Genomic DNA, 17,729 nt, shown 5'->3' on the forward strand with positions numbered 1-17,729 from the left:
TGCATCCGAGCGTTGTTCTCTTCAGCAACTTTTATATCTTATCACATCCGAACCAATTTAGCAAGCACTTTTTTTAAGTTTCTTTCGAAGCTTTTCAATTTGCTTACCGCACCGTGTTTCTCGTGTTTTCTTGGCCGGAATTAGAATATACCATGTACAGATTTTTTATGCAAGTACTTTTTCAAAAAAGTTATAAAGATAGAACCACTCTTAATAGAATGGCTCTCCCCTATATACAGAATAAGACTTATCCTATAACTTCTTGGATATATAACTGCCGCTGTTGCATAAGGTTAATGATCGTCCCCTCCACGGAAACCATTGGACGAGTTGGATGATCCCGATCTGAGAAAATGATCTCACCAATTTGATTATTGCTAAGTTTTACTCGAATACCATTATGAATTTGTGTGGAACGCTGTATAAATACATTTACGATAGCTGGATCCAATTTACCGAACGCCTCGCTTTTGATTTGTTCCAGCACGAGATATGGAGATTGTGCTTTACGATAAATCTTCTCCAGTGTCATGGCGTGGAAAATATCAGCGATGGCAACAATTTTGGCATAGACATGGATCTGCGTACCGCTCAGCTGTAATGGGTAACCTGAACCATCCACTTTCTCATGATGCTGCAGTGCTGCCAGTCTTGCTCCTTCATTAATGGCCTTGGCTTGTTTCAAGACCTGATAGCCATACTTCGTATGTTGTCGAATCTCTTCCTGTTCAGAAGCAGTTAATGCAGCAGGTTTATGGAGAATCTGTGGATCTACTTTGCTGTTACCGATATCATGGAACAATCCTGCAAAAGCAACTTGCATCCAGTCCTTGGAGGGTAATTCCATCCACTGAGCCAACTGATACGATGTCATTGCACTCAGTACAGCATGATGATAGACGTAATCATGCTCCTGCATCACCCTTGGACTAAAAGTCAGTACATTATATTGTTTGAGATGTACAAACAAGGCTTCGAGCTGAGTACGCAGCTCATATACAGGTAACTCAGCTGCCAGGGAGGATTGAAAGGCATTCTTGGTCAATCCCACCATCTTCTCATACTCTTCGTGTAAGGAAGACACTGCAGGGGCTGATACAGCAATACTACCTTTACCAGTCCGATCCCCATTTTTCTCACCACTTGATGAGGTGGCCGCCTTCGTACCTGCACCATTCGTTCCGACTCTTTCTTGTTCGATATCAATCTGGTGAATCATAAATGCTCTTAGAACTTCTACATCCTTAGGCAAAATAACCTTGCCTTTCTGAAATAAAACGTTACCGCGCACCGTATGTACGTCATTCCCCAGTTTAAGGCCAGGTTTGACTTCAGACAGGGTTATTAATCCCATGTTAATTCTCCTCACTCTTCGTTCTTCTCAATGGTAAACAAGACCATAGTCCCGGTTTTCACGATATTTCCCATTATATTACTCATAAATCAGGCTGTACATCCTATATTCCTATATTTTTATAACATGGAGAGCCAATAAAAAAGGAGTTCCCGAATGGGAACCCCTCTTTTCTTCATATCTAACTTCTAATACTTCGTGACTAGGTCATGTTGTAAAGGTATTTTAAACCTCAGAATCAGAATCGTCGCCTTCAGCTTCCGCTTCTATACCTGCGTCTTCACTTGGGCTTACTGCTGTACCTTCTGCATCTTCTGCTTCCAGTCCTTCCAGTAACTCTTCATCTGGTTCTTCTTCATTTTTGTCAATCCGGCTGACTGTGGCTACGGCATCTTCATCACGAATATGGATCAGCTTCACACCTTGCGTGTATCGACCCATTGTGGATATGCCCTCCATACTCATGCGGATCAATGTACCACTCGACGTGATAATCATCAGATCCTCTTCCGTTTTAACCATTTTGAGACTGACTACCCCACCATTCTTCTCTGTAACGTTAATGGTTTTAATCCCTTTACCGCCACGAGTCTGCATACGATAATCGCTGACAGGGGTACGTTTACCATAGCCTTTGGCTGTAACAATCAGAACGTCAAGCTCCTGATCGACAACGTCCATACCAATGACAACATCGCCCTCATCCAGCGTGATCCCTTTTACCCCGGTTGCACTCCGTCCCATGGAACGAACATTACCTTCCGAGAAGCGAATAGACATTCCGTGTGAAGTACCCATGATGATCTCTTGCTGACCATCTGTGAGCTTAACCTCTATGAGAGCATCATCATCACGCAAGGAGATCCCGATCAGACCACCTTTGCGAATGTTGGTGTAATCCTCAAGCGGTGTCTTCTTCACCACACCCTGACGGGTAGCGAAGAACAGATACTTGTCGCTCTCGAATTCCTGCACCGGAATCACGGCGTTAACCGACTCTCCCTGTTCAATCTGAATCAGGTTGATAATCGGTGTTCCACGAGCTGTACGTCCAAGCTCTGGAATCTCATAAGCTTTTAGACGGTATACCTTACCCTTGTCCGTAAAGAACATGAGGTAGTTGTGAGAGTTGGTTACAAATAGATGCTCGACAAAGTCGGTATCCTTGGTATCCATGCCCACGACTCCACGTCCGCCACGCTTCTGACTGCGGTATGTCGATACCGGCAGACGCTTCACATAGCCCGTGTGTGTAATGGTAATGATGACCTCTTCACGCGGAATCAGATCCTCATCCAGGATACTTTCTTCGCCAATAGTGATTTCTGTACGGCGATCATCACCGAAGCGCTCACGAATTTCTTGCAGCTCTTCACTGATAATTTCGAGTACCAGATGCTCATTGGCCAGAATCTCGCGATACTCCGCAATTTTGACCATAAGCTCGTTATATTCATTTTCAATGCGTTCCCGTTCCAGACCTGTAAGGCGCTGCAAACGCATATCCAGAATCGCTTGAGCCTGATCATGACTAAGCGAGAACCGCTCAATCAACCCTTCTCTGGCTGCGTCTGTATTACTGGAGGAACGAATCAACGCAATAATCTCATCGATATGATCCAGTGCAATGCGCAAGCCTTCCAGAATATGTGCACGGGCTTCCGCTTTTCTCAATTCGAATTGTGTACGTCTGCGAATAACCTCAATCTGATGCTGCAAGTAGTGATACAACACTTCACGCAGGTTCAGGATTTTTGGTTCCTTGTTCACAATTGCAAGCATATTGATACCGAAAGTTGACTGCATTGCTGTGTGCTTGTACAGATTGTTCAGTACAACACCCGGGTTCACATCTCTGCGAAGCTCAATGACAATGCGCATTCCGGTACGGTCGGATTCATCCCGAAGATCCGTAATACCATCAATTTTCTTGTCGCGAACCAACTCAGCAATCTTCTCCACCAGTCTTGCCTTATTGACCTGGTAAGGAATCTCGGTAACAACGATACGTGCCTTGTTGTTGTTTTCCTCGATGTTCGTTTTGGCCCGCATTGTAACAGAGCCACGGCCTGTCTGGTAAGCCTGACGAATTCCGGAGCGTCCCAGAATATAACCGGCCGTTGGGAAGTCTGGACCATGAATGTAATCCATCAATTCCATGGATGTAATATCCGGATTTTTAATCATGGCCTGAACGCCGTCAATCACCTCTCCCAAATTATGAGGAGGGATGTTCGTTGCCATACCTACCGCAATCCCGCCGACACCATTTACAAGCAAGTTAGGAAAACGAGCAGGTAAAACAACTGGTTCGCTCTCTTCACCGTCATAGTTCGGTTGGAAATCGATCGTATCCTTGTTGATATCTCTGAGCATCTCCATGGCAATCTTGGACAAACGTGCCTCCGTATAACGCATGGCTGCTGCCATGTCGCCATCGACGGATCCAAAGTTACCATGTCCATCAACATGCATGTAACGCAGGGAGAAATCCTGTGCCATCCGTACCATCGTTTCGTACACGGCAGAGTCACCGTGCGGGTGATACTTACCGATAACTTCGCCGACGATTCTGGCTGATTTTTTATGTGGTTTATCGGGTGTCATGCCTAGCTCGGACATTGCGTACAAAATACGCCGGTGAACCGGCTTCAATCCGTCACGTACGTCAGGCAGGGCACGGCTAACAATGATGCTCATCGCATAATCCATAAACGATTCACGCATCTCGACGCCAATATCCCGATCTTTAATCTGCGAGTTCATTTCTTCCGCCATGCTGGACCTCCTTCTTGTCCTTCAACAAACGTTCCATTCAGTCATTAAAATAGTATATGTGAAAAGCCTAACAAGGCTAAAACCGCGCAAGAACGCTACTCTTTATTATATTACTTTCACAAAAGTTACACAATTAAACGTCCGCTGGGTAATAGCCTTTCTTCCGGGAACTTTAAGCAGTCTGGGGATTAGCCCTGCCTTCCTCTCCGTTTACACATACAATGCTAGAAAAGCGGCATATGTACTGCGTGTATTAAGGCTGGTGCCGTTCCCGTTCTACGTCCAAACTAGCAATTGTGCAGCCAAACGCACAAAACGTCATATTTCTCTATTATACCACTGATATCATCTCTTGTCCTTTGATTTCTCCGTACTGCTGCTCTTAGGGAACTCTGATAAAAACAAGAAAGGACTGGTGGCTTCTTGAGTATCCAGCGCGTCTCCAGCAAATGGACCAAAACGGTTGTGTTGCAGCGCAGCCGTACTGTGAATGAATATATCCCTGTCACGAGGCAATACAATCGCCAAACTCTTGAACGGATGACCGAACTGTTTGAACTCAATTATATTAAGCCTGACCATGGGACCTACGGTAATGGGGTAATGCGAGTAAAAACTATCCATTCCTTCAGTGAACCTCCTACCTCGGATCACTCCAATGCAGAGGAGGACATTACTGATGACCCCTCCCTTACCGAATCCAACTCACAGGAGCTGGAGACTTCCTCACTCCGGGTAACATCCTATCAGCTCCAATATGGCACGAAACAGGAGTCATATTCGTCTCTAGAGAAGCTCCATCAAGCTCTGGAAGAACGAATTCAGGGACACGTTTACCTTATTCAGCAGGGAATCCCTCTCCTAAAACACGAAGATTTGCCATTTGACTTACGCGTGCTCACGCAAAAGAATCTGAAGAACAACTGGGAGACGACAGGTATTCTCGGCAGAATTGCTGCACCGGGAAAAATCATAACCAATATTCATGGTGGCGGACGGCTGGCCACATTCGAGGAATTGGTTCTGCCCCATCTTCATGCAACCGGATTACAGAAGCTGCGCAATGAGCTTTATCGACTTGGTGTTCATACTGCCGTTCAATTGCAAAAGTCGTTTCCAAGACTCAAAGAGATCGGTATTGATATCGCCCTCGATGAAACAGGCCGCCCCTGGATCCTGGAGGTCAACACACTGCCTGGTATCTATGCCTTTGGCTTACTGCCTGACAAAGAGGCCTATCGCAAAATTAAACGATATGCAATTGCCTACGGCAGGTTACCCTCCAAAAAAAAGAAAACATCACGCAATGCTGCCAAACCACAAGCATCCTCTTCTAAAGTGAAAAGTCGGGCACGTTAACCTTTGGATTTTCCGGGTTTCAACGGCCCTCGAAAGTAAAAAGGCGCCCAGCAGGCGCCTCTTCTCGTATCATCAGATATCGAGGTTTTTCACATATTTCGCATTTTCCTGAATAAAGTCACGACGAGGTTCAACATTATCTCCCATCAGGGTATCAAACATCGCGTCCGCAAGCATTGCATCACTGATCGATACTTGCAGCATCGTCCGGCTTTCAGGGTCCATCGTGGTTTCCCACAGTTGTCCGGCATTCATCTCGCCGAGACCTTTGTAACGCTGGACATTGAACTTCGCATTTTCGCCGAGACTCGCAATAATTTCATCACGTTCCTTCTCGGAACCTGCATAGCGAATCACTTTGTTACGCTCAATTTTGAACAATGGCGGTTGTGCAATGTACACATAGCCTGCCTCAATGATTTTGCGCATATAACGATACAGGAATGTCAGCAGCAGTGTTCGGATATGGGCTCCATCGACATCGGCATCGGTCATCAAAATGATTTTGTGATAACGGGCTTTTGAAATGTCGAAGTCGTCTCCAATCCCCGTACCCATTGCAGTGATAATCGCTCTGATCTCCGCATTCCCAAGGATACGGTCAAGACGAGCTTTTTCCACGTTCAGAATTTTACCGCGAAGCGGCAAAATCGCCTGGAAATGACGATCACGGCCCTGTTTCGCAGAACCACCTGCAGAGTCACCTTCGACGATGTACAGTTCACTGATCGAAGCATCCTTGGAGGAACAGTCAGCCAGTTTACCTGGCAGGGAGCTCACTTCAAGTGCCCCCTTACGTCTTGTCAATTCCCGGGCCTTACGTGCTGCTTCACGTGCACGAGCCGCTTGCAATCCCTTTTCCAGAATGCGACGCGATACCGAAGGATTCTCTTCAAGGAACTCCTGAAGCTTCTCGGCAAACAGGGACTCTACAATTCCGCGCACTTCGCTGTTACCCAGCTTCGTCTTGGTCTGTCCTTCAAACTGCGGCTCAGGAATCTTGACGGAGATAATCGCCGTGAGACCTTCACGTACGTCATCCCCAGACAAGTTACCTGTGCTGTCCTTGATTACACCCGCTTTGCGGGCATAGTCATTAATAATCCGGGTCAATGCACTCTTGAAGCCCGATTCATGCGTTCCGCCCTCATGCGTATTGATGTTGTTGGCGAAAGAATAAATATTCTCGGTGTAATTGTCGTTGTATTGCAGGGCAACTTCCACCTGGATATTATCTCTAGACCCTTCAACGTAGATCGGAGTTTCATGCAATACTTCACGCTTTTGGTTCAGGAAGGAGACGTATTCGATAATACCGCCTTCGTACATAAACGAGTTCGTTGCCCCTGTGCGCTCATCTGTCAGCGTAAGACCAATACCCTTGTTGAGGAATGCGAGCTCACGCACACGTGTAAGCAACGTTTCGTAATCATATACGGTTGTCTCCGTGAAAATTTCCGGGTCCGGGTGGAACGTAACCGTTGTTCCCGTTTCATCCGTTGTTCCTAGTGTTTTCAGGTCATACTGCGGAGCACCACGGCGGTATTCCTGTTGATACACATGTCCGTCACGTTTAACGGTAACGACCACTTTTTCGGAGAGGGCATTCACAACAGAGACACCGACCCCGTGCAAACCACCGGATACCTTGTATCCGCCGCCGCCAAATTTACCGCCTGCATGGAGCACGGTCATAACAACCTCAAGTGCAGGACGTTTCATTTTGGCATGCTCGCCGACAGGGATACCCCGTCCGTTATCGACGACAGTGACGCTGTTATCTTCGTGAATACTGATCTCAATATGGTCACAGTAACCCGCAAGCGCCTCATCGATACTGTTGTCCACTACTTCCCAGACCAGATGATGCAGACCTTTGGCACTGGTGGAACCGATGTACATCCCCGGACGCTTCCGTACGGCTTCCAGTCCTTCAAGGACTTGAATTTCATTCGCATCATATGACGGTTGATTCATAGACATGCCTTTCACCTACTTCTATAGATTCAATATCGTAAATATGCGTTAACTAAGAATGCATGCTGAATGATCATCTTTTCTTTCTTTCAGCAAGTAGTCCAAACTAAAGACAAGCAGCAGAAGGCATACTATACCTTACCTGTAAAGCTCTAAAGATCAGGGAAAATGTGAGCACGCTTCTTAAGTGTGGCTGAGGAAATAGGTGAATAGTACACAATATTCTTGGTCACGACAATAGACTTGGCTTCCTCTTCACCAATGCGTTCCACTGTTTTTTCCTGTTCGGCATGCGTGACATACTGCTTGGAGATTTTAGAGGATTTTTCAATCGATATATCAAAAATAGCGACCAATTCGGAAGAACGGATAATTTTCTCGCCGCCCAGATGAATGTACATGTCCCCTCACTCCTTAGCGTTCAACCTGTCCGGCATGAACATGATAAATACTGGCATCTTTGAGCTTGTCAACGTTCAGGCTCTCGATTCCCGTAGCTGTAATAAAGGTTTGCACCTTGCTCTGGAACGTTTCGATCAGCTGCGTCTGACGAAAAGGATCCAGCTCGGACAACACATCGTCAAGCAGCAGGACCGGATATTCTCCGATTTCTTCGTGGATCAGTTCAATCTCCGCAAGTTTAAGAGACAACGCCGTTGTGCGTTGCTGCCCCTGCGAACCATACGTTTGTACTTCCCGGTCGTTAATGAAAAAGGACAGGTCATCCCGGTGCGGCCCACTAAGGGTTGTGCCCCGGCGAATCTCCTGCTCTTTCATTTGTGATAATTTTATCATAAATTGGTCCATTAAAACAGCTTCATCTTCCTCAGCGGCTTCGCTGAAGGATGGAAGATAGGCCAGACGCAGCACTTCTCCGCCTCCGGTGATACCCTGATGAATCGTTTCGGCCCACTTTTGCAGTTTCTTTATGAATTGTTTCCTTTTTTTGACGATTTTAACACCGTGTTCAGCCAGTTGCTCATTCCAGATCTCAAGCATTGTCTGGGCAGATGCATCCTTGCCCCATAACTGCTTCAGCAGATTGTTTCGCTGGACCAGCACTTTCTGATACTGCTGAAGATGATACAGGTAGCCTGGTGCCACCTGACCGATCTCCATGTCAAGAAACCGGCGGCGTACCCCCGGTGTGCCTTTGACAATCTCCAGATCTTCCGGTGCAAACATGACCACATTGAGTGCGCCGACAAAATCGCTTAACTTTCGCTGCTCAAGTCCGTTAATCTTGGCCTTCTTCCCTTGTTGCGACAAAGACAGCTCCAGATTGACGGTTCCATACTTTTTGTCGACTTCTGCTGCAAGCCTGGCACGTTCCTCGCCAAAACGAATCAGCTCCTTGTCGCGGGATGTACGGTGACTCTTGGTGAGTGCAAGAACAAAGATGGCCTCTGCAAGATTAGTCTTACCTTGGGCATTTTGCCCGATTAACAGATTCACTGGACCGAAAGATTCCAGTTTCAGATGTTCATAATTGCGGAACTGCTGCAGATCAATGCTGTTGACAAACAAGCGGTTAACCTCCCTTTTATCCCGTCCGTCAGGAGGCAGCAGGGATCAAACTGTTTATTCTGCGGCAACTTCGAACGCGCCTTCTCCGTCCACCTCAACGATATCCCCAGGGTATAACTTGCGTCCCCGGCGTTCCTCTGGCTCTTTATTCACACGTACAAGTCCTTCCTGAAGCAGGGCTTTTGCCATGCCTCCGGTCGGGATGCAATCTGCCAGTTTCAAAAATTGGTCAAGCTTAATATATTCCGTACGAATCGTTACTCGGTTCACTGGAATCTTCCTTTCGTTAGTTGGTCGTCCGGTAAGGCAAGATGACGTAAAGGCTGTGACTGTCGTCCAGCGGTTTCAAAATGATCGGACTCATGACGCCGGTAAAAGCGATCATCAGCTGCTCACTCTCCACCACTTTCAGCACATCCAGCATATATTTGGAGTTGAACGAGATTTTCAGCGGATCGCCAGTAAACTCGGCAGGTTCAATTTCTTCTCTTACTTTTCCCAGCTCAGAAGAGCTTGATGAAATTTCGATCGTTCCGGATTCCATCGTTTGCATGCGCACAATGTTGGTTTTCTCTTCACGCGACAGTAAATAAGCCCGGTCAATCGACTCACTTAATTTTTTAGTATCCAAAACAAGTTCTGTTTTGTACGAAGTCGGAATAATTCTAGAAGTATCCGGATATGTTCCGTCCAAAATGCGTGAATAGAACAGGACACGGTCAATTTTGAACAGGACCTGGTTATCAGCGACGACGATATCCACAAGCGTATTTTGATCAGGCACAATTTTGCTGAGTTCATTCAGCGTTTTACCTGAAATGACGACATTGTTGAAACGCACTCCCTCTGCATTATCCAGCATTGCTGAACGAGTAGCAAGACGGTGGCGGTCTGTTGCCACAAATTTCAACTCATTGTCAGCAAGGCTCCAGAGCACACCTGTCAGGATTGGAGTTGTCTCATGGGTGGAAATGGAGAATACCGTTTGCTTCACCATGTTTTTAAGCAGATCACCTGGGATGGATACCGTTTGGTTCTCTTCAATGCTTGGCAATACCGGGAATTCCTCCGGATCCAAACCTACCAGTTGAATTTCGGTAGCACCTGCCGAGATGAAGGTGTTGAAATTGTCTTTAACCTCCATGTGAATTTCCTGGGAAGGCAGTTTTTTGATGATCTCGACAAAAAACTTGGCTGGCAGTACAACACTACCTGGTTGTTCAACCTGAACTACGCTTTTATCTCCCTCTTCAAGCGGGATAAAGGATTGAATCGATATATCCGTGTCACTTGCTGTCAACGTCACACCTTGATGATTAACGTCGAATTTAATCCCGCTCAAGATGGGGATTGTCGTACGGCTGGAGATGGCTTTGGATACATGCTGGATGGATTCGTTCAAGTAGCTTTTCATTATGCTTATTTTCATGGTTTCACTCCTAGCGGATTTTTTGGGTGTTTGGGTGTTAAAAGGTGTTAAACAAAAGGCCGAAGGCCGAGCTGTAAACGGCGTATTTGGAGATGATATCTTTTAGATCTTTTTAGTAATAATAGTAATAGGGGCACTGAATATGTGGATAAGTGGGTATAAACCCATAAAATTAAGCCTATCCACATGTGTACACGTTGTGCATAGGCTTGGGACTTGTTCAGGTTGGATTCTTAATTTTTTCGGTTAAGTTGTTGATAACTTTGTAGAGCTCCTGATCGGATTTGATCGATTGGGAGATTTTTTCGTGCGCATGAATTACAGTCGTATGATCTCGTCCTCCGAATGCTTCCCCAATTTTGGGCAGGGAGAAATCGGTCAGTTCACGTGATAGATACATGGCAATCTGTCTAGGGAAAGCAACGGCTTTGGTCCGCTTCCGTGCTTTGAAATCTTCAAGCTTAAGGCTGTAATACTCGCCGACCTTTTGTTGGATGTCTTGAATAGTGATCATTTTAGGACGGCTGGAAGGAATGATATCCTTCAATGCTTCTGCAGCCAGATGAGTCGTTACGTCTTGATTCGTCAGTGAAGAGTAGGCTACCACCCGAATTAGTGCGCCTTCCAGTTCACGAATATTGGTGTCAATCTGGTTGGCGATGTACATCATTGCTTCGTTAGGAATATCGAGGTTTTCCGCACGCGCCTTTTTCCGCAAAATGGCGATCCGTGTCTCGAGATCCGGAGGCTGGATATCCGTAATTAGTCCCCATTCGAAGCGGGAACGAAGCCGCTCTTCCAGAGTCGGAATTTCCTTCGGTGGTCTGTCGCTGGAGATAATGATCTGTTTCCGTTCCTCATGCAGCGCATTAAACGTATGGAAAAATTCCTCTTGTGTTGATTCTTTTCCCGCCAAAAACTGAATATCATCTATAAGCAGAATATCGACATTCCGGTATTTGTTACGGAAGCTCTCCCCGCGGTTGTCACGGATAGAGTTAATGAATTCATTCGTGAATTTCTCAGATGACAAATAAACAACCTTGCTCCCCGGATCATGCTCCAAAACGTAATGGCCAATGGCATGCATTAAGTGGGTTTTGCCGAGTCCAACTCCCCCATATAAAAACAAAGGATTGTATGCTTTGGCGGGCGCTTCAGCGACCGCCAGCGATGCGGCATGGGCAAAACGGTTGCCTGGTCCAATGACAAATGTATCGAATGTATATTTTGGATTCAGCATGCTGAGAACCGCTTCTTCCTGAACTACCGTAGGCGTTGGCGCCGGCAGCTGCGGATCCGGTTCAGCAGGCTTGTTCTCTTCGATGACAAATTTCACATCGACTTGTTTGCCTAGCAGTTCATATACTGTCGAGCCAACCAATTTGGTGTAACGGCTCTCCAGCCATTCGACGGCAAACGTAGTCGGCGCGGAAATGACGATTGAACTGTCATTCAGCTTCGTTGCTTTGGTTGCTTTGAACCAGGTATCGAAGCTGGGTTTGCTGAGTTTGTTTTGTATGATTGATAAAATTTGCTGCCATAAATCAGAAGTATGGCTGTCCACAGACTGTCACTCCTTTTACATGTTCCAAGTGTGGCTTAAGCCATGATGCAGTGTCGAAATACGAGATATATTGCCGGAATTTATCCCCAAACCCCCGCAGGTCGAAAACAAAAAAAGAATGAACAACGGAAAATTGTTCACAACTTTATCCACAGGCTGTTGATAATATTATGGGTCAGATCACATATTCACATCCAAAAGTAATACAATCATAGCAAAAGAAGCCCCGCATTTCAACGTATCGCGAGATTTTATCCACAAATTCAATAACTTGTGTATAATTTTTAATCACAACACAATATATTGTTTATAAATTGTTTAATTTTCGACAGGATGACCCAAAAAGCCAAAATGTTTTATACACAGGTTGTTCGTCGAAAATCGCTAAATTGTGTGTAAAATGACTCCTGAGTTGTGAATAACGTGTCTGTGGATAACCGTGTATTCAAAATGGCGGTTTTGGGGATCTGTTGTATTCAGCCTCTTTAACCTCATTTGGGGTTGTATGCAAGAAGCAGAGGTTCGCTGCAATGATAATAGAAGCGAACAAGCTGATTAACACTAAAAAGGGGACAGTTAAAGCCATGGCTGGATAGGGGAAGGTAGTCATGAAATTTGGCGTAAATGCCGGATGGGGAGCAATAGATTGAATCAAATAAATGGACAAAAAAGAGGTTGTTACTTAAGGCCAGCGCGTGGTCTAAGTGAACAACCTCTTTTTTGGTGTTTGAATGAGGAAACAGTTACTTGGTTTTTAAGGACATTTTGCGCTGGAATTCAGCAATATCCGCATATTCCTCTTCAAGTTTGCGCGAGATGCGAATGAAAATCGGGAGCAGTTCCCGGTAAATTGCTGCGTTTTCTCTAACGGGGGTATGTCTGTGCGTTGTCCCCACCATATAAGAGACGGCATGAAGTGACTTGATTCGCCCTGTGGCATACAGACCGAGGACTACAGCACCCAGACAGGAGCTTTCGAAGCTCTCGGGGACGACGACTTCCTGATTGAATATATCAGACATCATCTGACGCCAGAGAGGGGAACGTGCGAACCCACCGGTAGCCTGAATGGAGGTTGGTTGTCCGATCTGTTCTTCCATGGCCAGCAAGACCGTATAGAGGTTGAAAATGACCCCTTCCAGGACAGCACGAATCATGTGTTCTTTCTGGTGATGGAGGGTTAAACCAAAGAAAGAACCACGGGCATCCGGATTCCATAATGGGGCACGCTCTCCTGACAAATAAGGATGAAACAGTAGTCCTTCAGAGCCTGGACTGACTCGCTCAGCGATTTTGGTAAGCACGTCATATGAATTGATGCCTAGCCTTTTGGCTGTTTCTACTTCAGATGCTGCAAATTCATCACGTACCCAGCGAAATAACATGCCACCGTTATTCACAGGCCCACCCACGACCCAAAGGTCCTCTGTGAGGGCATAACAGAAGGTCCGTCCTTTGGGATCGGTAACGGGGCGATCAACGACTGTACGAATGGCACCACTGGTACCAATGGTTGCTGCCACGACTCCAGGCTCGATGGCGTTTACGCCGAGATTGGATAACACTCCGTCACTTGCCCCGATCACAAAGGGAGTAGAGGGGGACAGTCCCATTTTCTCTGCACATTCAGTGTCCATTCCCTCTATAGTATATGTCGTTGGAACAAGCTTTGAGAGATGATCAGGTGTGATTCCTGCAACCTCGAGTGCTTCCGTATCCCAATCCAGCTGTTCCAGGTTGAGAAGACCGGTACAGGAGGCGATAGAATGATCTACTATATATTGTCCGAACAAACGGAAGAACAAATATTCTTTAATGGAGATGAACTTGGCTGTGCGCTGAAAAAGGTCTGGTTCATCATGACGCAGCCACATGAGTTTGGTTAGGGGAGACATGGGATGAATCGGTGTGCCCGTGCGCAAATAGATCCGATGACCTTGCCCACTCTCCTGTAATTGAGCTGACCAGGCTGCACTGCGGTTATCAGCCCATGTGATGCAGCGAGTGAGCGGCTTATGATCTTGGCCCATGGCAATCACACTGTGCATGGCAGAGCTGCAGGACAAAAACATGATTTGTCCTGCACTTACACGGCTCTGATCCATGACTCCACGTACAGATCGAATAGCTGCTTGTACAATTTCTTCGGGATCCTGCTCAGCTACATCAGGAGCAGGAGTATATAGAGGATATTCCTGAGTTGAAGTGCTTACAACCTCACCTTGCTCCGTAAATAATACGGATTTGGTGCTGGTGGTCCCGATATCTATGCCAATCATATATTTTTTCATCTGGTGTAATCCTTCTTTCCCTTTGATACGGTGAAATTTTATCTTCTAATTAGATGCAATCTAGTCTTAGATCACAGTACTCAGCAGCAAAATAAAGATCAGTCCGACGACGGATAATAGTGTTTCCATAACGGTCCACGTTTTCAGTGTTTGAGAGACGCTCATATTAAAGAACTCCTTAATCATCCAGAAGCCTGCGTCATTCACGTGGGACAAAACAAGTGATCCAGCACCAGTAGCAAGTACAACCAGCTCAATATTGGCTCCTGGAGTCAATGCAAGAACCGGAGCAACGATACCAGCTGCCGTAGTCATGGCAACTGTTGCTGAGCCTGTAGCTACCCGGATCAGTGCCGCAACCAGCCAAGCAAAAAGGATGACGTTGATATTGGCGTGAGTGGCAACTTCAGCAATCGCATTGCCGACACCACTATTAATCAAGACCTGTTTAAACGCACCGCCCCCACCAATAATGAGGATGATGGTCGCCGTAGGCGCCAGACATTCACTGGTGAAACGAGAAATTTCGTGTTTGGTAAATCCGCGTGCGAAGCCGAGCGAAAAGAGGGCGAACACAACAGATATCAACAGGGCAATAATCTCATGCCCGATAAACTCACTGAAGACTGTAAAGCCGCTTGTGGCATTGGGATCTACGATATTAGCAATGGAGCCAATTAGCATAAGGATGACTGGCAGCAAAATCGTAAACAGGGTAATGCCGAACCCTGGAAGATCGGTGTTTTTCTTCGTTGCGAACTGCTCTGCCAGCTCGGCTGGCGGTTCAGTGTGTATTCTTTTGCCAATAAACTTACCAAACAAAGGACCTGCGATAATCGCTGTCGGAATACCAACAATGAGGGAGTACAAAATGGTTTTCCCCAAATCGGCATTGAATGCATCAATAGCGATCATTGGAGCCGGATGTGGTGGAACCAGACCATGTACAGTCGACAGACCGGCCAAAATCGGAATCCCGATCTGCAGGAGTGACATATTGGTTTTACGTGCAACGGTGAAAATGATCGGAATCAGCAGAATCACGCCAACTTCGAAGAAGACCGGGATACCCACGATAAAACCAACGATCATCATGGCCCAGTGTACACGTTTAACGCCAAAGCGATCGACCAGTGTGGTTGCAATGCGCTCGGCACCGCCTGATTCGGCCATCATTTTACCCAGCATCGTGCCAAGCCCGATGACAATGGCTATGGTTCCAAGCGTACCGCCGAGTCCACCTGTTATGGAAGAGATCACATCAGCGGGTTTCATACCAGCAAGCAAACCAAGCATTAAAGCGGATAATAAAAGGGTAACGAAGGGGTTCCATTTATATTTGGAGATCAACACGATCAGAAATACGATCGCAATCAATGTCCATACCAACAATGTTGCATTATGGGATAGTCCAAAAAGAGTGCTCATGATGTATGCTCCTTTGTTTTGAATATAAACGCTTACAAGTGAATTCGCCGTCAGGGAAGTTTGTCTCCCTTTAATATGCCCAAAAATTGAAACTAAATCGCATTTTGTATACTTGTCGACAAGTTAAATGACAATCCATCCACTCGGATGTGATTGCGGACGGTGGTCAGTTTTTAAACCAAAGCCGAAAAATATAAACTTTCTGAGTTCATTATCAGGAGTCGAAGCTCTCATGCAGGGTTTTGCCGGAATCCTGAAAGTACGTACGCACGCCGGCCTGAATGGATGCTTTGTCACCTGACTCTAGTGCTTCAATCAGCAATCGATGTTTTTGAATTACAGCGCTTACTTTTGGATCGCCCTGAACAAATACCCTGCGGGTTGTTAATAGCATAACCGTCATGACAACATAACGAATGCTTCTCCATAAATGTGATATACGGGAATGCTCGGCTGCCTCAATAATGGTCTCATGGAAAGTCAGATCCTGAAAAGCAAACTCGACGGCATCCTGATGCCGACCTGCCAGCTCCATTTTGTCCAGTATATTACGAAGCGAAGTAATCAATGGCTCGGGAACAGACCCGGCTAGTCGCTGCTGGACAAAGCTTTCAATTAGAAAACGGACGTCGTACAACTCTTCAACATCCTTGATTTTCAATCCAAGGACAACCACACCCATCCGTTCAAGTCGAATCAGTCCTTCATTAGACAGTGTTCTCAGTGCTTCGCGGACAGGTGAACGACTGCTGTCAAAATCAGCGGCAATTCGATTTTCAGACAAAATCTCTCCAGGACGCAGCGTTCCACTGATGATGCGCAGCCTTAATTCGCAGGCGATGGCTTCCCCGCGGGAAGCTCCCTGCAGCCAAGAAGAAGGAAACAACATAATGGCTAACGCTCCTATTCAAATAATCATTCTCTAGGTCCAGGATTCGGTAATCCATCTCAGGTGGACCTGTACACTGATCATAGCATAACCTTTTTGCAGTTTGCATACTGTCTGATTAGGGAGCGGAAGACCATAACTTATTATTCCGCAAACCGTTTTTCAAGGAGCCGAAGTTCAGTACGTTTGTAAATCAAAAAGAGTGAAGGAAATGCGGGTATTCTCTTAATGAATACATAAGTATACTTGTATACAAGATGTGATTTTTATCCTACACCTTTCTTGAAAGCTTGTAAACCTTCAAATTAAAGCGGATACATCAAATTTTAACCAAGGCCCAATATTCAATAAATGTCCTACATAAGTTGAGGAAATAATAACAGAGTTCTTGCCTACAGTTGAAAGGAAATAATGTATAAGAGGAATGTGCCAATATCAATAAAACGAAGTTAAATTCGTTATCCACATGTGAATAACTTCTGGTTATTGAATTGGAAGGTGAGTGATGACCGAGAGGTCTAACTTGGGGTGTGGATAACCGGTGAATTGATGGATGAGTTGGCAGTGCAAAGCCCGTTGGGGATAACTTTTTTCGCTTGAAAATTTATTTTATTCGAATCAGATTCTACGTTAGTATTACGGGCTCTGAGGGGCAGGCTGGAAAGGGCTTTAAAAAGAGGGAGAAGTGAAGTGGGTTAGAGTTGACTTTTCCAGGTGTACGTGGTTAAATGTATAAAGGTGTTTTCTGTGAAGATGAAAATGATTCATCACATAAGTATTTCCTTGTAAGGAGGTGCAATACATTGAGACCTACATTCAAACCGAACGTAAGCAAACGTAAAAAAGTTCATGGTTTCCGGAAAAGAATGAGCACGAGCAACGGCCGTAAAGTTTTGGCTGCACGTCGCCTGAAAGGCCGTAAAGTCCTGAGTGCTTAATGCATGAGAAGACCACCGAGGTGGTCTTTTTTTTCTTAAATGAGTCATTTCAGACTGGATGCTGATATAGATCGGGTCTGAATTGGCTGCGAAAAAGGGCGAAAGTGTCTATTTCTTTATTGAAGAAGGATCAATCAGTCACGAAATTTATAAAAAAGTTTCCTTATATATAATGAAGTTGTCGTCAGAACA

General features: G+C 45.8%; 13 protein-coding genes. 2 read left to right on the forward strand and 11 right to left on the reverse strand.

Annotation, left to right across the window (positions count from 1 at the left end):
* Window positions 1-247 precede the first annotated feature (247 nt).
* Window positions 248-1,354 carry an HD-GYP domain-containing protein gene (locus tag MH144_RS27320; RefSeq protein WP_239305401.1) on the reverse strand — a complete coding sequence of 369 codons (1,107 nt, stop codon included), beginning with the start codon at window positions 1,352-1,354 and terminating at the stop codon, window positions 248-250.
* Between the two features lie 225 nt (window positions 1,355-1,579).
* Window positions 1,580-4,132, reverse strand: coding sequence for a DNA gyrase subunit A (gene gyrA / locus MH144_RS27325; protein ID WP_239305402.1), 2,553 nt, complete (start codon window positions 4,130-4,132; stop codon window positions 1,580-1,582).
* Window positions 4,133-4,555: 423 nt separating this feature from the next.
* On the opposite strand from gyrA, the gene MH144_RS27330 reads away from it, so the two are divergent.
* Window positions 4,556-5,491: a YheC/YheD family protein gene (locus MH144_RS27330; RefSeq protein ID WP_239305403.1), complete on the forward strand. Its 936-nt coding sequence runs from the start codon at window positions 4,556-4,558 to the stop codon at window positions 5,489-5,491.
* A 72-nt stretch (window positions 5,492-5,563) separates the two neighbouring features.
* On the opposite strand, the gene gyrB is transcribed toward MH144_RS27330, so the two are convergent.
* The 9 genes from gyrB to MH144_RS27375 form a co-directional block, all read right to left on the reverse strand.
* The gene (gyrB, locus tag MH144_RS27335) at window positions 5,564-7,474 is read right to left on the reverse strand and encodes a DNA topoisomerase (ATP-hydrolyzing) subunit B (RefSeq protein ID WP_095293521.1); all 1,911 of its coding nucleotides are present in this window, start codon (window positions 7,472-7,474) and stop codon (window positions 5,564-5,566) included.
* Between the two features lie 146 nt (window positions 7,475-7,620).
* Window positions 7,621-7,869, reverse strand: coding sequence for an extracellular matrix regulator RemB (gene remB / locus MH144_RS27340; RefSeq protein ID WP_095293520.1), 249 nt, complete (start codon window positions 7,867-7,869; stop codon window positions 7,621-7,623).
* 13 nt (window positions 7,870-7,882) lie between these two features.
* Window positions 7,883-8,995, reverse strand: a complete 1,113-nt coding sequence (recF, locus tag MH144_RS27345) for a DNA replication/repair protein RecF (RefSeq protein WP_095293519.1) — start codon at window positions 8,993-8,995, stop codon at window positions 7,883-7,885.
* Between the two features lie 54 nt (window positions 8,996-9,049).
* Window positions 9,050-9,265, reverse strand: a complete 216-nt coding sequence (gene yaaA, locus MH144_RS27350) for a S4 domain-containing protein YaaA (protein WP_056697580.1) — start codon at window positions 9,263-9,265, stop codon at window positions 9,050-9,052.
* Window positions 9,266-9,281: 16 nt separating this feature from the next.
* Complete coding sequence (dnaN, locus tag MH144_RS27355; protein WP_127537619.1) at window positions 9,282-10,424, reverse strand: DNA polymerase III subunit beta; 1,143 nt, start codon at window positions 10,422-10,424, stop codon at window positions 9,282-9,284.
* Window positions 10,425-10,644: 220 nt separating this feature from the next.
* The gene (gene dnaA / locus MH144_RS27360) at window positions 10,645-11,991 is read right to left on the reverse strand and encodes a chromosomal replication initiator protein DnaA (RefSeq protein ID WP_095362173.1); all 1,347 of its coding nucleotides are present in this window, start codon (window positions 11,989-11,991) and stop codon (window positions 10,645-10,647) included.
* 743 nt (window positions 11,992-12,734) lie between these two features.
* A complete protein-coding gene (gene gntK / locus MH144_RS27365; RefSeq protein ID WP_239305404.1) occupies window positions 12,735-14,282 on the reverse strand; it encodes a gluconokinase in 1,548 nt (515 codons plus the stop codon).
* A gap of 66 nt (window positions 14,283-14,348) precedes the next feature.
* Window positions 14,349-15,710: a GntT/GntP/DsdX family permease gene (locus MH144_RS27370; RefSeq protein ID WP_239305405.1), complete on the reverse strand. Its 1,362-nt coding sequence runs from the start codon at window positions 15,708-15,710 to the stop codon at window positions 14,349-14,351.
* Window positions 15,711-15,924: 214 nt separating this feature from the next.
* Window positions 15,925-16,599 (reverse strand): GntR family transcriptional regulator, encoded by a 675-nt coding sequence (locus MH144_RS27375; RefSeq protein ID WP_239305406.1) that lies wholly within the window; start codon window positions 16,597-16,599, stop codon window positions 15,925-15,927.
* A gap of 803 nt (window positions 16,600-17,402) precedes the next feature.
* On the opposite strand from MH144_RS27375, the gene rpmH reads away from it, so the two are divergent.
* Window positions 17,403-17,537, forward strand: coding sequence for a 50S ribosomal protein L34 (gene rpmH, locus MH144_RS27380; RefSeq protein ID WP_024629517.1), 135 nt, complete (start codon window positions 17,403-17,405; stop codon window positions 17,535-17,537).
* The last annotated feature ends 192 nt before the right edge of the window (window positions 17,538-17,729 follow it).

Source organism: Paenibacillus sp. ACRRY, from assembly GCF_022346995.1.
Taxonomy (GTDB): domain Bacteria; phylum Bacillota; class Bacilli; order Paenibacillales; family Paenibacillaceae; genus Paenibacillus.

Bases quoted from the DNA above. Each gene is read 5' to 3' on its own strand.
- MH144_RS27320 (WP_239305401.1), bottom strand. From the start codon at position 1,354: ATGGGATTAATAACCCTGTCTGAAGTCAAACCTGGCCTTAAACTGGGG.
- gyrA (WP_239305402.1), bottom strand. From the start codon at position 4,132: ATGGCGGAAGAAATGAACTCGCAGATTAAAGATCGGGATATTGGCGTC.
- gyrB (WP_095293521.1), bottom strand. From the start codon at position 7,474: ATGTCTATGAATCAACCGTCATATGATGCGAATGAAATTCAAGTCCTT.
- remB (WP_095293520.1), bottom strand. From the start codon at position 7,869: ATGTACATTCATCTGGGCGGCGAGAAAATTATCCGTTCTTCCGAATTG.
- dnaN (WP_127537619.1), bottom strand. From the start codon at position 10,424: ATGAAAATAAGCATAATGAAAAGCTACTTGAACGAATCCATCCAGCAT.
- gntK (WP_239305404.1), bottom strand. From the start codon at position 14,282: ATGAAAAAATATATGATTGGCATAGATATCGGGACCACCAGCACCAAA.
- MH144_RS27370 (WP_239305405.1), bottom strand. From the start codon at position 15,710: ATGAGCACTCTTTTTGGACTATCCCATAATGCAACATTGTTGGTATGG.
- MH144_RS27375 (WP_239305406.1), bottom strand. From the start codon at position 16,599: ATGTTGTTTCCTTCTTCTTGGCTGCAGGGAGCTTCCCGCGGGGAAGCC.